Below are 19161 nucleotides of genomic sequence, written 5' to 3'. Positions count from 1 at the left end.
TTATCAACAAGGTTTTCTTTTCTTAAAGTAGATTACTTAATTAAGCTGATTGGTATAATTATTATCAACTTAATAAAAGCTTAAAAACAAAAAAGCGCTAATCATTACTGATTAGCGCTTTTTAAAGCTCGGGTCAAATCAAGCTTAAAAACTCATTTTTAGGCTGTTAAAGGTCAGCGTCATCGCCTAACTTATCTTCACCATCTTCTGGTTCAATAGTTGCTTTTAGTAAAAGCATTTCGCGTAACTTGCCTTCAATCTCATCTGCAATTTCTGGATTTTCTTTCAAAAACTTAATTGAGTTAGATTTACCTTGGCCAACTTTGTTGCCACAGTAGCTATACCAAGCACCTGCTTTTTCAACAATTTTGTGCTTAACACCTAAGTCAATTAACTCGCCTTGCTTAGAAATACCTTCACCATACATGATGATAAATTCAGCTTGTTTAAACGGCGGAGCAACTTTGTTTTTAACAATTTTAACGCGAGTTTCGTTACCAACAACCTCGTCACCTTCTTTTACAGAACCAATACGACGAATATCAATACGTACCGATGCGTAAAACTTAAGCGCATTACCACCCGTTGTTGTTTCTGGGTTACCAAACATAACACCAATTTTCATACGGATTTGGTTAATGAAAATACATAACGTGTTAGAGCGTTTAATGTTACCAGTAAGCTTACGTAATGCCTGTGACATTAAACGTGCTTGTAAGCCCATGTGCGAGTCGCCCATGTCGCCTTCAATTTCAGCTTTTGGTGTAAGTGCAGCAACCGAGTCAATAATAACAACGTCTACCGCGCTTGAGCGTACTAACATGTCACAAATTTCTAGTGCTTGCTCACCAGTATCTGGCTGCGATACAAAAAGCTCGTCAATATTAACACCAAGCTTTTGTGCATAAATTGGATCTAGAGCATGCTCAGCATCGATAAAGGCACATGTTTTGCCTTCTTTTTGAGCTTCTGCGATAACTTGTAAAGTAAGTGTTGTTTTACCTGATGATTCAGGACCATACACTTCAACAATACGTCCCATAGGTAAACCACCTATGCCTAAGGCAATATCGATGCCTAATGAACCTGTAGATACAGATTCAATATTTAACGCTTTGTTATCACCCAATTTCATAATTGAGCCTTTACCAAATTGACGTTCAATTTGTGATAGTGCAGCGTCCAACGCCTTTTGTTTGTTATCGTTCATTTTATTCTCCAAATCCAGCTAATGGAACCAAGTATACTGTATGAAATCACAGTATCAAGCTAATTTTTTCATTTTATCTCATCAATTACACTTTTTAATGAAAATACAATAGCTTGCAGTCTAACTTGAGCCCTATCACCGGTAAATACTTGCTTTAAAGCAAGTTGCTTGTCGTTAATTTGTATACCAAACCACACTAAACCAACTGGTTTATCTTCGGTGGCACCACCGGGCCCTGCAATACCCGATATAGCTATAGCTATATTGGCGTTCGCAGCCTTAATTGCACCTAATGCCATTTCGCGCACGGTTTGCTCGCTCACAGCACCAAATTGCGTTAATGTACTGGCACTTACATTTAGCAAATCCTGCTTTGCTTGGTTGCTGTAAGTGACAAATGCACGGTCAATATAAGCAGAGCTTCCAGGGGTATCTGTAAGGGCATAACTCACTCCGCCACCAGTACATGACTCAGCACTAGTGATCCATAAGCATTTATCCGTTAAAATAGCGCCTAATTGCGCAGCAAGTGTTTTAATCTCTTGATGTAATTCCATATTCAGCCTTTGGGTAAATACATGTCGTTTGATCTTTATGCACCACACACTATAAAACAACAAACCCCTATGATGCAGCAGTATCTAAAAATAAAATCAGAGCATCGCGATATTTTATTGTTTTATCGTATGGGCGATTTTTACGAACTTTTTTTTGATGACGCTAAACGCGCCGCTCAATTACTCGATATTTCGCAAACTCATCGCGGCAAAGCCGGTGGCGATCCTATCCCTATGGCGGGCGTACCTTATCATGCAGTAGAAAACTACCTAGCACGTCTAGTTCAAATGGGCGAATCAGTGGCTATTTGTGAACAAGTTGGGGATCCCGCAACGAGTAAAGGTCCTGTCGATCGTAAAGTTGTTCGTATTGTAACGCCAGGTACTATTTCAGATGAAGCCTTGCTACAAGAACGACAAGACAACCTACTTACCAGCGTTTGGCAAAGTAAAAAAGGTTTATACGGTATTGCGTACCTTGATATTAACTCTGGTCGCTTTAACGTTGTAGAGGTTAGCACCGATGAAGCTTTTAGCTCAACTATTCAACGCTTAGCTCCGGCAGAATTGCTATATAGCGAAAGCTTTGAAAACTTCCATTTAATTGAGCATATAAAAGGTGCTCGTCGTCGCCCAGAGTGGGAGTTCGACTTAGATACGGCTCAGCACTTATTATGCGATCAGTTTGGTACTAAAGATTTAGTTGGCTTTGGTGTTGATAAAGCTCACAGCGCACTTGTTGCTGCTGGTTGTTTAATGCAATACGTAAAAGATACACAACGTATTGCACTGCCACATATTCGTGCAATTACACTTGAGCACAACGAACACGCTGTTATTTTAGATGCCGCAACCCGTAAGAATTTAGAACTTACCGTTAATTTATCAGGCGGGTTTGAAAATACACTTGCCCAGGTACTTGATAAAACAGCAACGCCAATGGGTTCTCGTTTACTTAAGCGCCGTATTCATACACCTGTACGTAATAAAGACGAGCTAAATTCACGCTTAAATGCAATTAGTGCCATTTTAGATGTACAACTGTTCGGTGAATTACACGAATCATTAAAAGAGATTGGTGATGTAGAGCGTGTTATTGCACGCCTAGCTTTATGCACAGCTCGCCCGCGCGATTTAACTCGCCTGCGCAGTGCATTACAAGCACTTGCACCACTGCATTCTTTGTTAGGTGATGCTAACGATCCTCGTATAGCGGGTATTATCAAGCACTCGCCTGAGCTCCCTGATTTACAAGAGTTATTAGAACGTGCAGTGATAGAAAACCCACCGGTACTAATTCGTGACGGTGGCGTTATTGCCCCTGGTTACAACAGCGAACTAGATGAGTGGCGTAACTTAAGTAAAGGTGCAACCGACGTACTTGATCAACTAGAGTTGCGTGAACGCGAACGCACGGGTATTAGTACGCTTAAAATTGGTTATAACCGCGTACATGGCTTTTTTATTGAAGTAAGCCGCGCCAATGCTCACTTAGTGCCAGCCGACTACATTCGTCGTCAAACACTTAAAAATAACGAACGCTATATTATTCCTGAGCTTAAAGAGCACGAAGATAAAGTACTTGGTAGCCAATCAAAAGCCTTAGCGCTTGAAAAGCAACTATACGAAGAGTTGTTTAGATTTATTGCTCCACACATAGAGCAACTTCAAATGATGGCAGCAGCACTGGCCGATTTAGACGTGTTAAATAACTTGGCCGAACGTGCACTTGCACTCAATTATGCAAAACCAGAACTGTGCGATAACGACAATATAAGCATTAAGCAAGGTCGTCACCCTGTTGTTGAGCAAGTAATGAAAGAACCATTTATTGCCAACCCTGTTGAATTAAACAGCCAACGTAAAATGTTGATTATTACGGGTCCAAACATGGGCGGTAAATCAACCTATATGCGCCAAACAGCACTTATTGTATTAATGGCTCACATTGGCAGTTATGTACCTGCAGACAGCGCTAAAATAGGCAATATCGATCGCATATTTACACGTATTGGTGCTAGCGATGATTTAGCATCAGGTCGCTCAACCTTCATGGTAGAAATGACCGAAACAGCAACTATTTTAAATAATGCCACGGCGCAGTCTTTAGTGTTAATGGATGAAATTGGTCGCGGTACAAGTACCTACGATGGGCTCTCGCTTGCGTATGCAACAGCCGATCATTTAGCGTCAAAAATATCAGCTAAAACATTATTTGCTACTCACTACTTTGAGTTAACAGAACTTGCTGAACAAACAACAGGTCTTGTAAACGTGCACCTTGATGCAATAGAACATAACGATACAATCGCCTTTATGCATACAGTATTTGATGGCGCAGCAAGTAAGAGCTTTGGCTTACAGGTAGCTGCTCTTGCGGGTGTGCCAAAAGCTGTAATAGCACAAGCAAAGCAAAAACTTAAGTTACTTGAAAATCATCAAAGCGTTACTGCACCAAGTACAGAGCAACAAGCCTTTACTTTTAATAACGAAGCTGCGCAAAGTGCCCCTTCTGAAGTGGAAGAGCAGTTAAGCGCTATTGACCCTGATAATTTATCGCCACGCCAAGCGCACGATTTATTATATAAACTAAAAGCATTGTTGTAATTTATATCATCTAATTTACAAGCATAAAAAAAGCCGAAGAATAAATTCTTCGGCTTTTTAACACACATAGTCTTTTAAGTTATTTAACTAACCTGAACTCTGGATAATAAATCTATCTCAAGCAGCTATTTTCAGCGCTCACTGCGTTGAATTTACTTGCAATAGGCCAGCTATTGACGCGTAAATTCGCCTTGTTTTCACTGAAAATCTCTGGCTAGAGAAAATAAATTTAAATATCACTATAATTCAATACTTTGGTAAATCTCTTAACCAAAGATCAGGTTAACTAGTTACGAAAACTGATTAAACAAGCTATCCGTACTTAAACCTTCTTGTTGCAAAATGTCTTTCAAACGACGTAATGCCTCTACCTGAATTTGTCTTACACGCTCACGTGTTAAGCCTATTTCACGACCTACATCTTCAAGTGTAGATGGCTCATAGCCAAGCAATCCAAATCGACGTGCTAACACTTCACGTTGTTTAGGGTTTAATTCACCTAACCAATCAACAATATGTTTATTAATATCATTATTTTGTACTTCGCCTTCAGGACCAGCACTTTTTTCATCAGGGATGATATCAAGTAGTACACTGTCGTTTTCGCCACCAATAGGCATGTCTACTGATGCAATTCTTTCGTTTAAACGTAGCATTTTAGTAACGTCTTCAACGGGTCTATCTAGGCAAGCTGCAATTTCGTCAGCTGTTGGCTCATGGTCAAGCTTTTGAGTTAATTCACGCGCTGTACGTAAATAAACATTAAGCTCTTTAACTACATGGATAGGTAAGCGAATGGTACGCGTTTGGTTCATAATGGCACGTTCAATTGTTTGACGTATCCACCATGTAGCGTAAGTAGAGAATCTAAATCCACGCTCAGGGTCAAATTTTTCAACTGCGCGAATTAAGCCTAAGTTACCCTCTTCAATTAAATCAAGCAGAGCAAGGCCGCGATTATTATAACGACGTGCTATTTTAACAACCAAACGTAGATTACTTTCAATCATACGTTTACGTGAGGCTTCACACCCTCGAAGTGATTTGCGAGAAAAAAACACTTCTTCTTCAGCACTAAGCAAAGGAGAAAAACCAATTTCGCCTAAATAAAGTTGAGTTGCGTCAAGATTTTTAGTTACTTCTTCTTTAGCAAAGATTTCATCGTCGTCTACTTTATCTAGTAGAGCTGTGCTTTCATCAACATCGATGTCATCGAACTTTTCGTCAGTCGTAGTATGTTTGTCAAGTTTTGCTGCGCTAGCCATAAGCCTTCTCCCGAGCAATTATCAATACCTAAAAATTAGGGTAGGTATTTAGCAGGATTGACAGCTTGCCCTCGGTAGCGGATTTCAAAGCGAAGCGCGGTGACCGGAGATTCTGAATTACCAATTTCTGCTATTTTTTGTCCTGCCTTAACTTTCTGCTTTTCTTTAACAAGTAATTTCGAGTTATGTGCATAAGCACTTAGGTAATCATCATTATGTTTCAATATGATTAAACTACCATAACCTCGAAGGGCGTTACCCGCGTATACCACTGTTCCTTGTGCCGCAGCTAAGACTGAAGCCCCTTTGCGATTAGTAATCTGTAAACCTTTATAACCGTTTTCCTTATTAGAAAAGCGTTTGGTAATTTTGCCCTGTGCAGGCCAAAACCACTTAACTTTACTGCTCGACAAACGTTTAGTATTACTAATTTTGTTACTGGCTTGTTTCTGAACATACTCTCGTTGTTTTGGGGGATCAAGCTCTTTCTTTAAAATTTTGTTATTTTTTTGTAATTTTTTTATAGACTTTTTACTCGAATTCGTATAATTTCCATCCCTTTTTGTTTTTTCGTGCTTAGGGAGTAAGGAGATGTTTTGCCCAGGGAAAATTGTGTAAGGTGATGGAATTGAATTGTTTTTTGCCAACTCCCTAAAGTCTTGCCCAGCACTAAAGGCAATAGAGTAGAGCGTATCTCCTTTTTGTACTTTATAGCTAACCCCATTAATGTTAACAGTATGACCTAAATCATTAACATTATTATTTAAGCTACTAACAGGTGCAGGAACATGGCGAGAAGAGCAACCAAAGAGAAAAATACTAATAAATATAGTTACATACAGTAAACACTGTTTATTCATTGTATTTTTCCCCTAAATTAGAAAATTGATATTTTTAACGCTTAACGCAATAAAAAGTAAGCTAGCGCAATTAATACCACTAATCCCCAACCAAGTATTTCAATATACTGACGTAATTTTCGCTCCATTTGAGCTCCGCCCCACTTCATTAAGGCTGAAACTAAAAAGAATCGCGCACCGCGCCCAATGGCTGATGCTATTAAAAATGGCAAAAATGCCATTTGTAAAACGCCTGCGCCAATCGTAAATACTTTATATGGTATAGGCGAAAAACCGGCTAAAAACACAACCCAAACACCGTAATCTTTAAACCAGTTTAGTGCTATATCAAACTTTTCTTGCCAGTGCATTTGTGCAATCAATGGCTCTACAACGGGTTCAAATAGCCAAAAACCAAGTAAGTAACCAACCACTCCACCAATAACCGATGCTATTGTGGCAAAGCTTGCAAATCGCCATGCTTTGTTTGGTTGCGCAAGCGACATAGGTGCAAGCATTACATCGGGTGGTATCGGGAAAAAAACTGATTCTGCAAAGCTCATAGCAGCTAAGTAACGTTCCGCATGACGGTGTTTTGCCCACACTAGGGCCATATCGTATAACTTGGTAAACAACTTCAAAATGAATTCCTATTCAATATCGCCAGGTACTAACGGCACAAATCTAACGGGAGCAATAACATGCTCTTTATAATTATCGCCTTTGCGGATAACCATTACTAATTTTTGATCGCTCTCACCAATTGGGGCTAATAACACGCCACCATCGGCCAACTGAGCAAGTAAGTCTTGCGGAACTTTAGAGGCCGCAGCAGTCACTATAATACCATCAAACGGCGCTTGTGATTGCCAGCCTTGCCAACCATCGCCATGCTTCATGGTTACATTATATAAATCGAGTTGCTGCAAACGTCTTTTTGCCTGCCACTGAAGTGTTTTAATACGCTCTACCGAGTAAACCTTTGTAAACGTTTTGGCCAATATTGCAGTTTGATACCCAGATCCCGTACCTATTTCTAGCACTTTATTGCGCACACCAGCTAAACGAAGTAGCTCTGTCATGCGCGCTACTATGTAAGGCTGAGAAATTGTTTGCCCTTGCCCAATAGGGAGCGCTGTATTTTCATAGGCTTTGTGTTTTAGCACATCATCTATAAAAATATGGCGCGGAATATCAGCTATAGCACTAAGTACTTGCGTATCTTCAACACCTTCACGCTTTAGTAAGTCAGAAAGCGCTTTAGCACTGCGGGTATAATTAGCGAGCACGATTAATCTCCAAATCGGCTAACCATTCTCCTACTGCCTTTAAGCTATCTTTAGCTGTCATATCAACACTCAGTGGCGTAACTGAGGCATAGCCATTATTGATTGCGTAAAAGTCGGTGCCTTCACCAGCATCGCTTTCGGTGCCAAGCGATCCGTACCAATAAATATCACGGCCCCAAGGATCGGTTTGTTTAGTCATAGTTTCGGCTTTATGACGAGCGCCTAAACGTGTTACTTGCACCCCTTTTAATTCACTTAATGGAACATCTGGCACATTAATATTTATTATTTGATCTTTTGGAAGCGGATGCGAAGCCAAGCCTTTAATAATATTTACGGTAACAGCAGCGGCTGTTTCAAAATGATCGCCATTATGTGAGCAAAGCGATACCGCAATTGCAGGCAGACCTAAATGGCGACCTTCAGTTGCAGCGGCAACAGTACCGGAATAAAGCGTGTCATCACCCAAATTGGCACCATGGTTAATACCTGCAACAACAAGGTCGGGCTTTTCATCAGCTAGCTGATTTACACCTAAATGTACACAATCAGTGGGTGTGCCATTAACTGACATAAAACCATTTTCGAGTGTAGTCGCTCGTAGCGGGTTCATAAGTGTTAAAGAATTACTCGCACCACTACAGTTGCGATCAGGTGCAACAAGGGTTACATCTGCAATTTGTATAAGCGCCTGATATAAAACCGCAATGCCTTTGGCATTTACGCCATCATCGTTACTTAACAGTATCTTCATTTATGCCATTATCCTTTTCTTTGCGCTCTCGAGGGCTAGCATCAGTGTAATCCACCAGCTCACGTAATAATGCGGTTGCAAAACACCCTTTTGGCAAACCAAAGCTTAGTTTTAGTGTGGTTTCATCAAGTGTTTCAACGGTTAAGTTTTGTGGAATTAAGCGCAGCATTCGGCGCTCATTTTTAAGGCCTAACTCACCTAAACCATCACACCATGTTTGGAAAGGTGCAAGCCATATTTTTTCTTGCTCGGTTAAGCCTTTTTCACTTTTACCCACCATAGGTGCCGACATCATAATATCGCCAGTGGCTAATCGCTCTATGTTTTCGTCATTAATTGCATCTTCAAAAAATGCATTGCTGCCGCTAAGCATAAATACTTCACGATGCATTGTTTTAGCTAAACCATGCTCTTTTACACGCAGGCTCACTAACTGATTAAATACATGCGATCGTGCTGCTGAAATAATAATACCGCGCAACTTTTTATCGCGAATACGCTCACCGGCAAACATTTTTTCAGCCATAACTAAGTTATGACCACCATGACCAAAGCGCTGCTCGCCAAAGTAATTAGGCACACCTGCGCGCACGGCATTAATACGGCATAGGATATCAAGAGGCTTGGTTACGTTACGAAGCGTAATAGTAAATTTATTACCTTTGTGGCAGCCCGTACGTAACTTACGGTCGTGGCGCTGTTGCGACACAATAAAAATACTCTCACTATTTAAATCGCTAAAATCGATAGGCTTTTTAATCGGTACTTTTACACTAAACCACTGTGAGCACACGCCGTGGCGATCTTTCATGCCTGCATAGCTTACGTCTCGCGGTGAAACACCCGCACGCTGCGCAATTAGCTTTGCAACGTATTGCGTGTTTTCGCCTTTTTTAACCACCTGCAAACACACGTGTTCGCCACTGCCGGTAAATTCTATACCTAAGTCTTCATCAACCATAAAGTCTTCAGCTGTGGTTTTAAAATCAGCTTTAGAAAGCGGTGCACCGTATAAATAATTTAAATCGCTCATGCGTTTTTTGTACTCGCAAGCTCTTTACTCATAATAACCACCGCATGGCTCGAAATACCTTCTTTGCGCCCTTCAAAGCCTAGCTTTTCGGTAGTAGTGGCTTTAACGTTAATTTGGCTAAGGTCGCAATTTAAATCGCTGGCTAAATTAGCGCGCATAGCTTGAATATGTGGCAACATTTTTGGTGCCTGAGCAACAATAGTCACATCGCCATTACCAAGTACATAACCTTGTTCTTTAGCTAAGCCCACCACATGGCGAAGTAAAATACGGCTATCGATATTTTCATACTCGCTTGCCGTATCGGGAAAGTGCTTACCAATATCACCCATTGCAAGTGAGCCTAAAATAGCATCGCATAATGCATGAATAGCAACATCACCATCTGAGTGCGCTAAAAAGCCCTGTGGGTAATCAATTTTTTCACCACAAATAGTTAACGGGCCTTCGCCGCCAAATTTATGTACGTCAAAACCATGGCCAATTCGTATCATAATCCACTCTCGTTTTGTTGTTTATGTAATAAAAACCCAGCCAAATCTAAATCCTCTGGCGTGGTTATTTTAATATTATCGCTGCGACCTGCTACAAGCTTTACCGGTTTACCCGCCCATTCAATTGCACTTGCTTCGTCTGTAATAGTTACCCCACTTGCTAATGCGTTTTGAAGCGCACTTTTAAGCTCGTTATATTTAAAAAACTGGGGGGTAAGTGCTTGCCATAAATCGTCTCGTGGCACAGTTTGTTCGCTGTACTCGTGGCCACGTTTTATGGTGTCTTTTACTTTGCTAGCTAAAATACCGCCTTCATCAGCGCTTACGCATTCATCAATCAAACGTTCTATATCACTGATATTAACTAGCGGACGGGCAGCATCGTGCACCAATACCCATGTAGGCGGATTAGGCGCTAAAAAAAGTAAACTATTGAGCACAGAATCTGCTCGCTCTTTACCGCCACTGGCTCGCACAATGCGCTTGTCAAGCAGTGGGAGTTCATCAAAATAAGGGTCGCTGTCGCTAAGAGCAACAACAATAGTACGTAATTGAGATAATTGGGAAAGTTTAGCTAAGGTGTGTTCTAAAATGGTTTTACCGGCTAATTGTATATATTGCTTAGGCGCATTGTGCTGCATTCTACTGCCAACACCCGCTGCAGGTACAATTGCTGCAATAGTCTGTTTATTTGTCATATTGTTTGCCCGGTAAAACACGAATAAATGTTTCGTCCGGTTTAATCATTCCCAATTCGTTGCGTGCACGCTCTTCAATGCCTTCTTGGCCAAGCTTTAAGTCTTCAATATCTGCTTTAAGTACTTTATTACGTTTAATGAGCTTTTCGTTAGTTACTTGATGCGACGCTACAGCACCTTTTAGCCGTGTGTAGTCTTGTAAACCATTATGACCAAACCATAATCTGTATTGTACAAACAGTGCTAAGCACAGTAAGCCAACTTGAAAAATACGCATTTAACACTCCTTATTTTAAATTCCAAATACCTTAACTTTAATACGCTAAGGGGCGCTTTAAATTGCGCCAATTAATACTACCCGCTAAAAGCATTTCGCGTAGTGATAAAACCCGTGGCATGCAACGCTTCGAAAATTGCCACTGATGCCCGCAACATGCCCCCGTTAAACTCACTTTACTTGGCTTTATTAGCTGAGCATTTTGCTGCTCTAGCCCATTTCCTAAAAAATCAAACCAACCAAGCTCGTTACAATGCAGCTTATTTTCGCCTAACTGATCGATACTGTCTATTCTAAGACGCACCTGATCGTAGCCATGCAATATAACGGGCACAATAAGCCCCACTTTGGCATACGTTTGATAAAAAAGTTCATTAGCTTGAACATTCACATCGGGTGGGGTCGGTTTTTGCTTTTCAAGCCACGTACCATTTTGTGCATCAAGCGTAAAAGGCGTGTCACCATTGGCAACTAACGTTGCCGCTCGCTCAATATGATAAGGTAGGCTTTTTAACTGGCGGCGCAGTTTATCGGCATTAGGCTCTGCAACTAATCGCTGAACCTCACGCTGATAAAACGCATTGCACAATTGTGCATACAACACTTTTTGTGCATCAGTTTGCCAAATTTCAACTTGCTGTTGAGCACCAAGTGACTGATTTTTAGCGACCAAAAGCTGTACTCAAAAATATTCAGGTAAATGTTTTATAACACAGTATTGAATGTTTTTTAAGCGCAGCGCACTATTTTAAGCGCTTGGCTTTTCACCTAATTTTGCTTTACCTGATTCTAAAAATTGCACAACCGTATTACGCTTTTTACCAATCAATAAACTGCCATCAGCTAAAAACATAAAGTTTTGCCAATTGCGTTTAAATACATCAAACGTCGTTTCGATAATATTATCGCGTGCCATACAAAAATAAACCGTGGTGTTAGCTTCCCAATCTAAAAACGTTAAGATTGCTTCTGGTGGTAACGCATCGCCATTTTCCCACGCATCTTGCCAATCTACTTCTTGGCTAAAGCTTTTTTCTTGACCACACCAATCGGTGTCTTCAAAAAAATCAGGGTGATCAAACTCACGGCTCACCATGGTTGTCCAAAGTACGGCTGCGCGCTCGTCGCTCATAGGCTTTATTTTTGCTGCGTCTTCATCAGATACAGGTAAATCTTTGTGGCGAAAAACCCACGCCTTTTTGTAATCATCTAAAGAAATATAGTTCATAGTATTGGCAAATTAGTTAACATTAAAAGTGCAAAGCCAAATTATACAAGAGATCAAAACATGACTACAGCAATAAAACCACTTTCCCTAAAACCAGGCATATACCAACACTACAAAGGCCCGCAATATAAAGTTATTCATGTTGCCACCCATAGCGAAACCGAGGAACAGCTTGTTATTTATCAGGCTCTTTACGGTGAATTTGGTATTTGGGCACGTCCACTTAGTATGTTTAACGAAACTATAGAAAAAGGCGGCAACACCATACCGCGTTTTGCCTATATTGGTGAAATAGATTAACTATGGCATCATGAATACATTCAATACTGCTCTGACCAGATAGAGGCTAACTCGTGCAATTTAATTCAACCGATAATTACATAGCTAGCAGCTCGCTTAAACAAGCTGTAAATGCTGCCATTATGCTCGAAAAACCACTTTTAATTAAAGGCGAACCCGGCACTGGTAAAACTATGCTGGCTGAAGAACTTGCTAAAAGTTTAGACACCACGCTTATTCAGTGGCATATAAAATCGACCACCAAAGCGCAGCAAGGCTTGTACGAGTACGATGCGGTTTCGCGCCTGCGCGACAGCCAATTAGGTGACGAGCGCGTACATAATATTAGTAACTACATTGTTAAAGGTAAGCTGTGGCAGGCATTTACGTATGCAGAGCTTAACGGTAAACGCCCTGTACTATTAATTGATGAAATAGACAAAGCCGACATAGAGTTCCCAAACGACTTACTGCTTGAGCTCGATAAAATGGAGTTTCATGTTTATGAAACTAATGAGCGTATTGTCGCAAAAGAGCGCCCAATTGTGATCATCACTTCCAATAATGAAAAGGAATTACCGGACGCATTTTTACGCCGCTGCTTTTTTCATTACATTGATTTTCCTAGCAGTGACGAAATGCAGCAAATTATTGACGTGCACTACCCTAACGTTAAACAAGATTTAGTACGCCAAGCACTCGAAGTGTTTTTTAATCTACGCGAAGCTAACGGCCTTAAAAAGAAGCCCTCCACCAGCGAATTGCTTGATTGGCTTAAACTACTTATGGCAGAAGACATAGACGCTAAAACACTGCACGACAAAGCTAAAAAAGGCGGATTAATGCCCATGTTTGGCGCACTGCTTAAAAATGAGCAAGACATAAGCCTAATCGAAAAACTTGCGTTTATGAGCCGTCGCTAGGGCCTGTTGACCTTTCAGGATTAAAATTTGTTCTAACTAGGGACGATTTAATCGTGGCGCGAGGTTTGTAACCTAGTGGGCTAAGTAAAAGCCGAGCAACAAAGAGTTAATCGTCCCTAGAACGAACCTTCAGGCAGCGCGTGTTTGGTATTTATGCTGTGTTATCGCCTATTTATGGGGAATAATGCCTAAATACCAAACACACTGCTGCAAATTTAACCTCGAAAGATAAACAGGCCCTTATATGTTAGTACAGTTTTTCTTCAAACTGCGTGAATACCGCTTACCGGTAAGCCTGCGTGAGTTACTCGATTTAATTAACGCCTTAAAAAAAGGCGTTATATTTGCCGACGTAGACGCGTTTTACCATTTAGCGCGCACCATAATGGTAAAAGACGAAACGCACTTTGACCGTTTCGACAAAGCCTTTAGTGACTACTTTAGCGGTATTGCCGATCTTGATTTGCTCGAGAGTTTAAAGCAACAGCACAACTTACCTGAAGATTGGCTACGTAAAGAGTTTGAAAAAAACCTAAGCGATGAAGAAAAAGCCCAACTTAAAGCCATGGGCGGGCTCGACGAGCTTATGAAAACCCTAAAAGAGCGTTTAGAAGAGCAACAAAAACGCCACGCTGGCGGCAATAAATGGGTGGGCACTGGCGGCACATCACCTTTTGGTGCATACGGCTATAACCCAGAAGGCGTGCGTATAGGTCAAGACGGCAATCGTAACCGCCAAGCTGTAAAAGTGTGGGATAAACGAGAATACAAAAACCTCGACACCGACAGAGAAATTAGTTCGCGCACAGTTAAACTCGCCCTTAAAAAGTTACGAAAGTTTGCCCGCACGGGCGCAAGCGACACGCTTGATTTAAACGAGACTATTCGCGCTACTGCAAAACAAGGCGGCATGCTTGATGTAAAAATGGCACCCGAGCGCCACAATGCAGTAAAAGTACTCATGCTGTTTGATATTGGCGGCTCAATGGATGACTACATTCATACCTGCGAAGAGTTATTTAGCGCCGCCCACAGCGAATTTAAACACTTAGAGTTTTACTACTTTCATAACTGTTTATACGAGCACGTTTGGCAAGACAATGCGCGGCGCCATTCAAATGTAATCGACACCATGACGCTGATTAATAAATTTACCAGCGACTATAAAGTAATATTTGTGGGCGATGCCACTATGGGCCCATACGAAATAGCTTATGCGGGCGGCTCGGTAGAGCACTACAATGAAGAGCCCGGCAGTGCCTGGTTATCACGAGTCACCAACCACTTTGATAAAGTCGCCTGGCTCAACCCACAACCCGTTGAACACTGGCCGTACTATCAATCTATTGGCTTTATAAAAGAGTTAATGAACAATCGCATGTATGCACTGAGTTTAGATGGGATAAGTAAAGCGATAAAAGAGTTGAGTTAGTACCAATAAATTATAATTTCAACTTTGAATCAAAAGATTAAAGTGAAAATAAAAAAAAGAGTTATCCCAATAGCACACAGATAAAATTGAGTGTGCTATTAACATGCTCTAAAATATAAATACATTTCAAAAAATCATGTTAACCTCCTGATTAAACTAGTTATCTTACTCTCTGAATCATTTAGAAAATTAGAACAAAGGCTTTTAACATCAGGTAATTCTTTAATATAATCTTTTGTTGGTAGACTGCCAGCGTAAATCTCTGCAAGCAGGCTAAGACTAAGCCGATATTTACCTTCTTTGCTATAATTTAGATCAGTAAAAGTAAGAAGCTCTAATTCACTCATTTCAATACGCACCTGAATAATAGCTTTTTGGATATCTTGCTGGTAGTTCCAAAAACAAATAGCTGGGTTATCGTTTTCAAATTTTGATTTATCGTAATTAAATACAGCATCGTGGAAAGTTACGTAATCCTCTGCATCTTTATAGTTAATTACTTTTCTTTGCAAATCAATTGGGAGCTCATTTAACTTAATTTTTTGTCTTATATGTCCATACTGCACAACCAAAAAACAGTTTTTTAAGTATTTATCAACTGCAAGCCCCATGTCAGTATTCTCTTTGCAATCCGCAGCTAACATATTTAAAAATAAGATTTTATATAGCGGACATAAATAACTCTCAGCAATATTACTTGAACTAAAGTCCTTGAGCGCGAAAGTTATTATTTGTTTGTTCCAAATGCTGTTTTTAAAGCCATATTTCAAGTTTTCCTTAAAAAATTTCGGTAGCAATCCATTGTCTAAAATATACTTGTAGGCATAGAATTCTTGAATGCTTCTATGAACATAACTATAGGTATCATATTCCGTTTCCATAATTATATTTGTTACATCAACTAGGTCTTCTAAAAAAAGCTCTGGATCGACCGTGCCCCCCTTATCAACTGATTTACTAATATAATCAACAAGTTCGAATCTATTAAATTCTATATCTCTATTAGAAAATGAAAGGAAACTACACTTTCTAAAGATAGTTTCAGCATCTGAATAACTTAGATTTGCTTTAAAAGCTCTCTTAACGCCTCCTTTCCTATCATCGTGATTTCTATACAGCGCAAGAAAAATCCCACCATAAAAATCTATCTCATTTTCAGGAAAAGATTTTTTAGACTTAAAAATCACAAACAGTAAAGCAATCAAGAGAGGATTAACTATTAGTTCGTCAAGATAGCTTATTTTTTCTAACTTTCTATTTATGTCGTAATCAATTTTCGTAGCTAATTTATATTTTTCAATTAACAGCTTTCTTTGAGAGTTGTCTATTCTAAGGATCGAAAACTCGTATGAATACTCCATTTTCGTTATCAATGTATCTGGACGAGTTGTAACAACTAAATTACATTTATTGTTACATGAAATAGAGTAAATATCCTGAGCCACACTATCAATATTATTGGCATTAATTTCATCAAAACCATCTAATAATAAAGTAACACCTTTAAAGTTTAAAAAACCTTTAAGCTCTAAAGAACTAAGTGATATGCCCCATTGTTCTAACTGCCTTACTAAAAAATCTGAAAATAATTCCCCTGTCCGCATTTCTTTTAATGAAATAAAAAAAGGAACTTTACCATGTGTATTAGCAAGAATACTTAACAATCTTTTCAAAGCTGTAGTTTTACCTAAACCAGCCTCACCTACTAATAATTGAAGCCCCTCATATACAAATGGACTTGAGTCATCAAGCTCATAGGTACTCGAACCAATTAAACTCCTAATTTTAGCGGGAACGTATAATTTATCTAATTCAATAGATTGCTTATCTAGGAATGTTTGCAGACGAACATCATTATCAAGCCTTTGAATATATTTTTTAGTGGCTGACTTCAACTTTGCTGTATTAAGAGACTTTTTCACACTGGAAAATACTTTTTCTACAGATTTCCCAACAACTTTTGAAGTGGCAGCTTTTACGGCAATAACACCAAGTATGCTCATGTTTATAACTTCCAACTAAATATACTGAGTATATACTGAACATTCATACCTGTTTTTCCTTAGACAGTGAGTTGCAAATCTATTAAGGGAGTCGGTCTAGTTATTCTTTTTCGTTCGCACTAGTCATCACGTCAATATATGAATTATTGTGGAAAAGCCTAACGATTTCTATCCCATTTCTCTAATTAAAGGACTATAACACAGCTCTATAACTTCGTATTTCAAGATATCGTATACGCTTACTCCGGCTTTCTTGTCGATATAAGTAAACTTCTTTGAATACCAAATCGGACATATTACCTGTTTCTCACACATCCACTATTTCATCAGGTGAGATAGCAAGATCGTTGATATCATTTACTGTATGAGTACGCAATGTAAGCTTATCTTGTGAATGCGCTTTAGCATCATCAAGCGCTGTAGTTAATTCTGAAAATAAATCACGTTTACTCATTGCCCCGTCCCCTAAAAACTTTTTAATTGCTTTTATACTTTGCGACAAATATATCTTTTCGTTTCGCTATAAATAATGAGCGCATACAACTTAAAGCCCTTTACTCATAAACAAGCTGTAAGGATCTAGCTCATAATCACCAAACGGCTCGCACTCTTTAAAACCAAACTGAGTATAGAGCTTTTGTGCGGGCAAGAACGCATCAGCAGTGCCGGTCTCTAAACTTAATTTTTTATAACCTCGCAAGGTCGCTTGCTCAATAATATGCGTGAGTAACTTAGCCGCTATGCCTTGGCGTAAATAGCTGCTTGATGTGCGCATTGATTTAATTTCGCCTTCGGTCGCATTTAGTGCTTTTAAAGCGCCAACACCCGCTAAATTATTATCAATCCATAAGCTATAAAAGGTTATGTTGGGCTGGGTGAGTTTACTCACATCAAGTGCATGTACGCTCTCAACAGGTGAGTGCTTTAGCATATCGTTATGATGCGCCTGTAGTAACTTTATAACGTGTGGGTTTGAAAGCTCACCTACTCGAATATCCATTTATACCTCGTTTAATCCTAGAATTTAATGCTTTAGGGCTTTAATTAAAACCCTAAAGTAAGTGGCTATATTTAGGTTGCTAGTTTCCACACTACAAACGCAACAGCAAAGCCTACTAAATACACTAGCCCTAACCACGTTAAGCTACGTAATAGCACGCTGTGCTTTATAGCAGGCTCTGAGCGCACAAGGCTAAAGTTAAGCCATGCAAAAACAGGTGTTGTAACAAACGAAAGTGTCATTGCAAACGTAAGCATTGGACCAAGGGCTGATTTAAAAAATAAAATAACCGCCATACCGGCAAGTGCTTGTAGTATTAACCAAATATTTAGGCTGTGTTTTGATTGCTTAAAGCCAAGTAGTTTATGAGACTCGTTAAGCGTGCGGGCGTAGCCATCAAGCACGGTGAGTGTGGTGCCAAACATACATAAAAAGGCGATTGCTGATACCAGCGGTCTTGCCCACTCGCCTATTGTTAACGCGTACATATCAATAAGCTGCTTGGCAAACGCGACACCGCCGAGTTCTATACTGCTAGTTTGCCCATACTGTACCAATACACCTAAGCAAAAAAATACCAAGGCTAAGCCAGCTGTAAGCCAGTAACCTACGTTAAAATCGAACAAGCCTTGGCTTTTAGTTACTGTTTGCTGCGCTTGCTTTTCTTTTAGCCATAAAGAACTTAATGCAGATATTTCGATAGGGGCTGGCATCCAGCCCATTAAAGCGACCATAAAGCTAAGCATGGCAAGTTCATACGGTGAAGGACCCAGATAATCAGCAGGTGCCATTGGACCGTTACTAAATGCAATGGCAAGGGCAATCAAAGTAGCGAGCGTAAGCAGCCCCATAATACCTTTGGCAACGTTATCGAGCGCTTTAAAATGCCCTAGTAGCAATATAACTAAACATACACCCAGCAGCATCCAACAAAGCAAGGTTACTTCAATAACAATAGGTAAGGCGTAATGCAGTAAGCTTGCGGTAAGTAGTAGTACGCCGGCGGTATTAACAACGGCGGCTACAATGTTTAAACCAATAAAGCTGTAAAAATAAAACGGGCCTTTGCTTTTATAGCCCTCTACTAAGCTATTTTTAGTGGCAAGTGTGTATTCCATACCAAAACGAAAAAATGGATACTTCAAAACATTAACAACAAGTATTAGCCAAAATAGTTGCCAGCCAAATATTGCTCCAGCCTGTGTAGACGCAACTAAGTGAGAACCGCCAATAGCGGCCGTTGCCATTAAGATCCCAGGCCCAAGCGCACCTA

Annotated in this window: 21 protein-coding genes; 4 read left to right on the top strand and 17 right to left on the bottom strand. The window is 40.0% G+C overall.

Translation table 11 applies throughout. The features are described from left to right. Positions 1-166: 166 nt before the first annotated feature. Together recA and WNY98_RS10785 are read right to left on the bottom strand one after the other, a co-directional pair. On the bottom strand, positions 167-1210 hold the full coding sequence (recA, locus tag WNY98_RS10790) for a recombinase RecA (protein WP_076925188.1): 1044 nt from the start codon (positions 1208-1210) through the stop codon (positions 167-169). A gap of 68 nt (positions 1211-1278) precedes the next feature. Further along, positions 1279-1767: a nicotinamide-nucleotide amidohydrolase family protein gene (locus WNY98_RS10785; RefSeq protein ID WP_076925189.1), complete on the bottom strand. Its 489-nt coding sequence runs from the start codon at positions 1765-1767 to the stop codon at positions 1279-1281. Between the two features lie 21 nt (positions 1768-1788). Between WNY98_RS10785 and mutS the strand changes: the two genes are divergently transcribed. Then, a complete protein-coding gene (mutS, locus tag WNY98_RS10780; RefSeq protein ID WP_342877887.1) occupies positions 1789-4374 on the top strand; it encodes a DNA mismatch repair protein MutS in 2586 nt (861 codons plus the stop codon). 290 nt (positions 4375-4664) lie between these two features. On the opposite strand, the gene rpoS is transcribed toward mutS, so the two are convergent. The 11 genes from rpoS to WNY98_RS10725 all read right to left on the bottom strand — a co-directional run bounded on the left by rpoS (position 4665) and on the right by WNY98_RS10725 (position 12251). After that, the gene (gene rpoS, locus WNY98_RS10775) at positions 4665-5639 is read right to left on the bottom strand and encodes an RNA polymerase sigma factor RpoS (RefSeq protein ID WP_002958955.1); all 975 of its coding nucleotides are present in this window, start codon (positions 5637-5639) and stop codon (positions 4665-4667) included. Positions 5640-5674: 35 nt separating this feature from the next. Next, entirely contained in the window at positions 5675-6499 is an 825-nt protein-coding gene (locus WNY98_RS10770) for a peptidoglycan DD-metalloendopeptidase family protein (RefSeq protein WP_342877886.1), read from the bottom strand. A gap of 41 nt (positions 6500-6540) precedes the next feature. Further along, positions 6541-7119 (bottom strand): YqaA family protein, encoded by a 579-nt coding sequence (locus tag WNY98_RS10765; RefSeq protein WP_002958957.1) that lies wholly within the window; start codon positions 7117-7119, stop codon positions 6541-6543. Positions 7120-7128: 9 nt separating this feature from the next. Continuing rightward, positions 7129-7767, bottom strand: a complete 639-nt coding sequence (locus tag WNY98_RS10760; RefSeq protein WP_002958958.1) for a protein-L-isoaspartate(D-aspartate) O-methyltransferase — start codon at positions 7765-7767, stop codon at positions 7129-7131. Next, complete coding sequence (gene surE / locus WNY98_RS10755; protein ID WP_342877885.1) at positions 7757-8521, bottom strand: 5'/3'-nucleotidase SurE; 765 nt, start codon at positions 8519-8521, stop codon at positions 7757-7759. The genes WNY98_RS10760 and surE overlap by 11 nt, the downstream gene beginning before the upstream one ends. Next, positions 8502-9554, bottom strand: coding sequence for a tRNA pseudouridine(13) synthase TruD (locus WNY98_RS10750; RefSeq protein ID WP_342877884.1), 1053 nt, complete (start codon positions 9552-9554; stop codon positions 8502-8504). Before WNY98_RS10750 ends, surE begins: the two co-directional genes overlap by 20 nt. Beyond that, entirely contained in the window at positions 9551-10048 is a 498-nt protein-coding gene (ispF, locus tag WNY98_RS10745; protein WP_024604077.1) for a 2-C-methyl-D-erythritol 2,4-cyclodiphosphate synthase, read from the bottom strand. Before ispF ends, WNY98_RS10750 begins: the two co-directional genes overlap by 4 nt. Beyond that, the gene (ispD, locus tag WNY98_RS10740) at positions 10045-10746 is read right to left on the bottom strand and encodes a 2-C-methyl-D-erythritol 4-phosphate cytidylyltransferase (protein ID WP_342877883.1); all 702 of its coding nucleotides are present in this window, start codon (positions 10744-10746) and stop codon (positions 10045-10047) included. The genes ispF and ispD overlap by 4 nt, the downstream gene beginning before the upstream one ends. Further along, complete coding sequence (gene ftsB, locus WNY98_RS10735; protein ID WP_024596337.1) at positions 10736-11023, bottom strand: cell division protein FtsB; 288 nt, start codon at positions 11021-11023, stop codon at positions 10736-10738. The genes ispD and ftsB overlap by 11 nt, the downstream gene beginning before the upstream one ends. 37 nt (positions 11024-11060) lie before the next feature. Next, positions 11061-11696: a hypothetical protein gene (locus WNY98_RS10730; protein ID WP_342877882.1), complete on the bottom strand. Its 636-nt coding sequence runs from the start codon at positions 11694-11696 to the stop codon at positions 11061-11063. Positions 11697-11771: 75 nt separating this feature from the next. Continuing rightward, positions 11772-12251, bottom strand: coding sequence for a DUF2947 domain-containing protein (locus WNY98_RS10725; protein ID WP_002958965.1), 480 nt, complete (start codon positions 12249-12251; stop codon positions 11772-11774). A gap of 60 nt (positions 12252-12311) precedes the next feature. Here WNY98_RS10725 and WNY98_RS10720 point away from each other — a divergent pair, with 60 nt between their 5' ends. The 3 genes from WNY98_RS10720 (at position 12312) to WNY98_RS10710 (ending at position 14885) form a co-directional block, all read left to right on the top strand. Further along, positions 12312-12551 carry a DUF1653 domain-containing protein gene (locus WNY98_RS10720; protein WP_342877881.1) on the top strand — a complete coding sequence of 80 codons (240 nt, stop codon included), beginning with the start codon at positions 12312-12314 and terminating at the stop codon, positions 12549-12551. A 53-nt stretch (positions 12552-12604) separates the two neighbouring features. Further along, entirely contained in the window at positions 12605-13453 is an 849-nt protein-coding gene (locus tag WNY98_RS10715; RefSeq protein ID WP_024600605.1) for a MoxR family ATPase, read from the top strand. Between the two features lie 244 nt (positions 13454-13697). Further along, positions 13698-14885 (top strand): VWA domain-containing protein, encoded by a 1188-nt coding sequence (locus WNY98_RS10710; protein ID WP_342877880.1) that lies wholly within the window; start codon positions 13698-13700, stop codon positions 14883-14885. 134 nt (positions 14886-15019) lie between these two features. On the opposite strand, the gene WNY98_RS10705 is transcribed toward WNY98_RS10710, so the two are convergent. From WNY98_RS10705 to WNY98_RS10690, 4 genes are all read right to left on the bottom strand, one after another. Next, positions 15020-16888, bottom strand: a complete 1869-nt coding sequence (locus WNY98_RS10705; protein WP_342877879.1) for an NACHT domain-containing protein — start codon at positions 16886-16888, stop codon at positions 15020-15022. A gap of 307 nt (positions 16889-17195) precedes the next feature. Continuing rightward, on the bottom strand, positions 17196-17342 hold the full coding sequence (locus tag WNY98_RS10700; RefSeq protein WP_342877878.1) for a hypothetical protein: 147 nt from the start codon (positions 17340-17342) through the stop codon (positions 17196-17198). A 90-nt stretch (positions 17343-17432) separates the two neighbouring features. Then, positions 17433-17888, bottom strand: a complete 456-nt coding sequence (locus WNY98_RS10695; RefSeq protein ID WP_342877877.1) for a GNAT family N-acetyltransferase — start codon at positions 17886-17888, stop codon at positions 17433-17435. A gap of 71 nt (positions 17889-17959) precedes the next feature. Further along, positions 17960-19135, bottom strand: a complete 1176-nt coding sequence (locus WNY98_RS10690; protein ID WP_342877915.1) for a divalent metal cation transporter — start codon at positions 19133-19135, stop codon at positions 17960-17962. Between the last annotated feature and the right edge of the window lie 26 nt (positions 19136-19161).

This window comes from Pseudoalteromonas sp. AS71 (genome assembly GCF_038900275.1).
In the GTDB taxonomy this organism is placed as follows: Bacteria; Pseudomonadota; Gammaproteobacteria; order Enterobacterales; family Alteromonadaceae; genus Pseudoalteromonas.
Note: the sequence above shows the minus strand (reverse complement) of the source record. Positions and strands in the feature narration are given on the sequence as shown.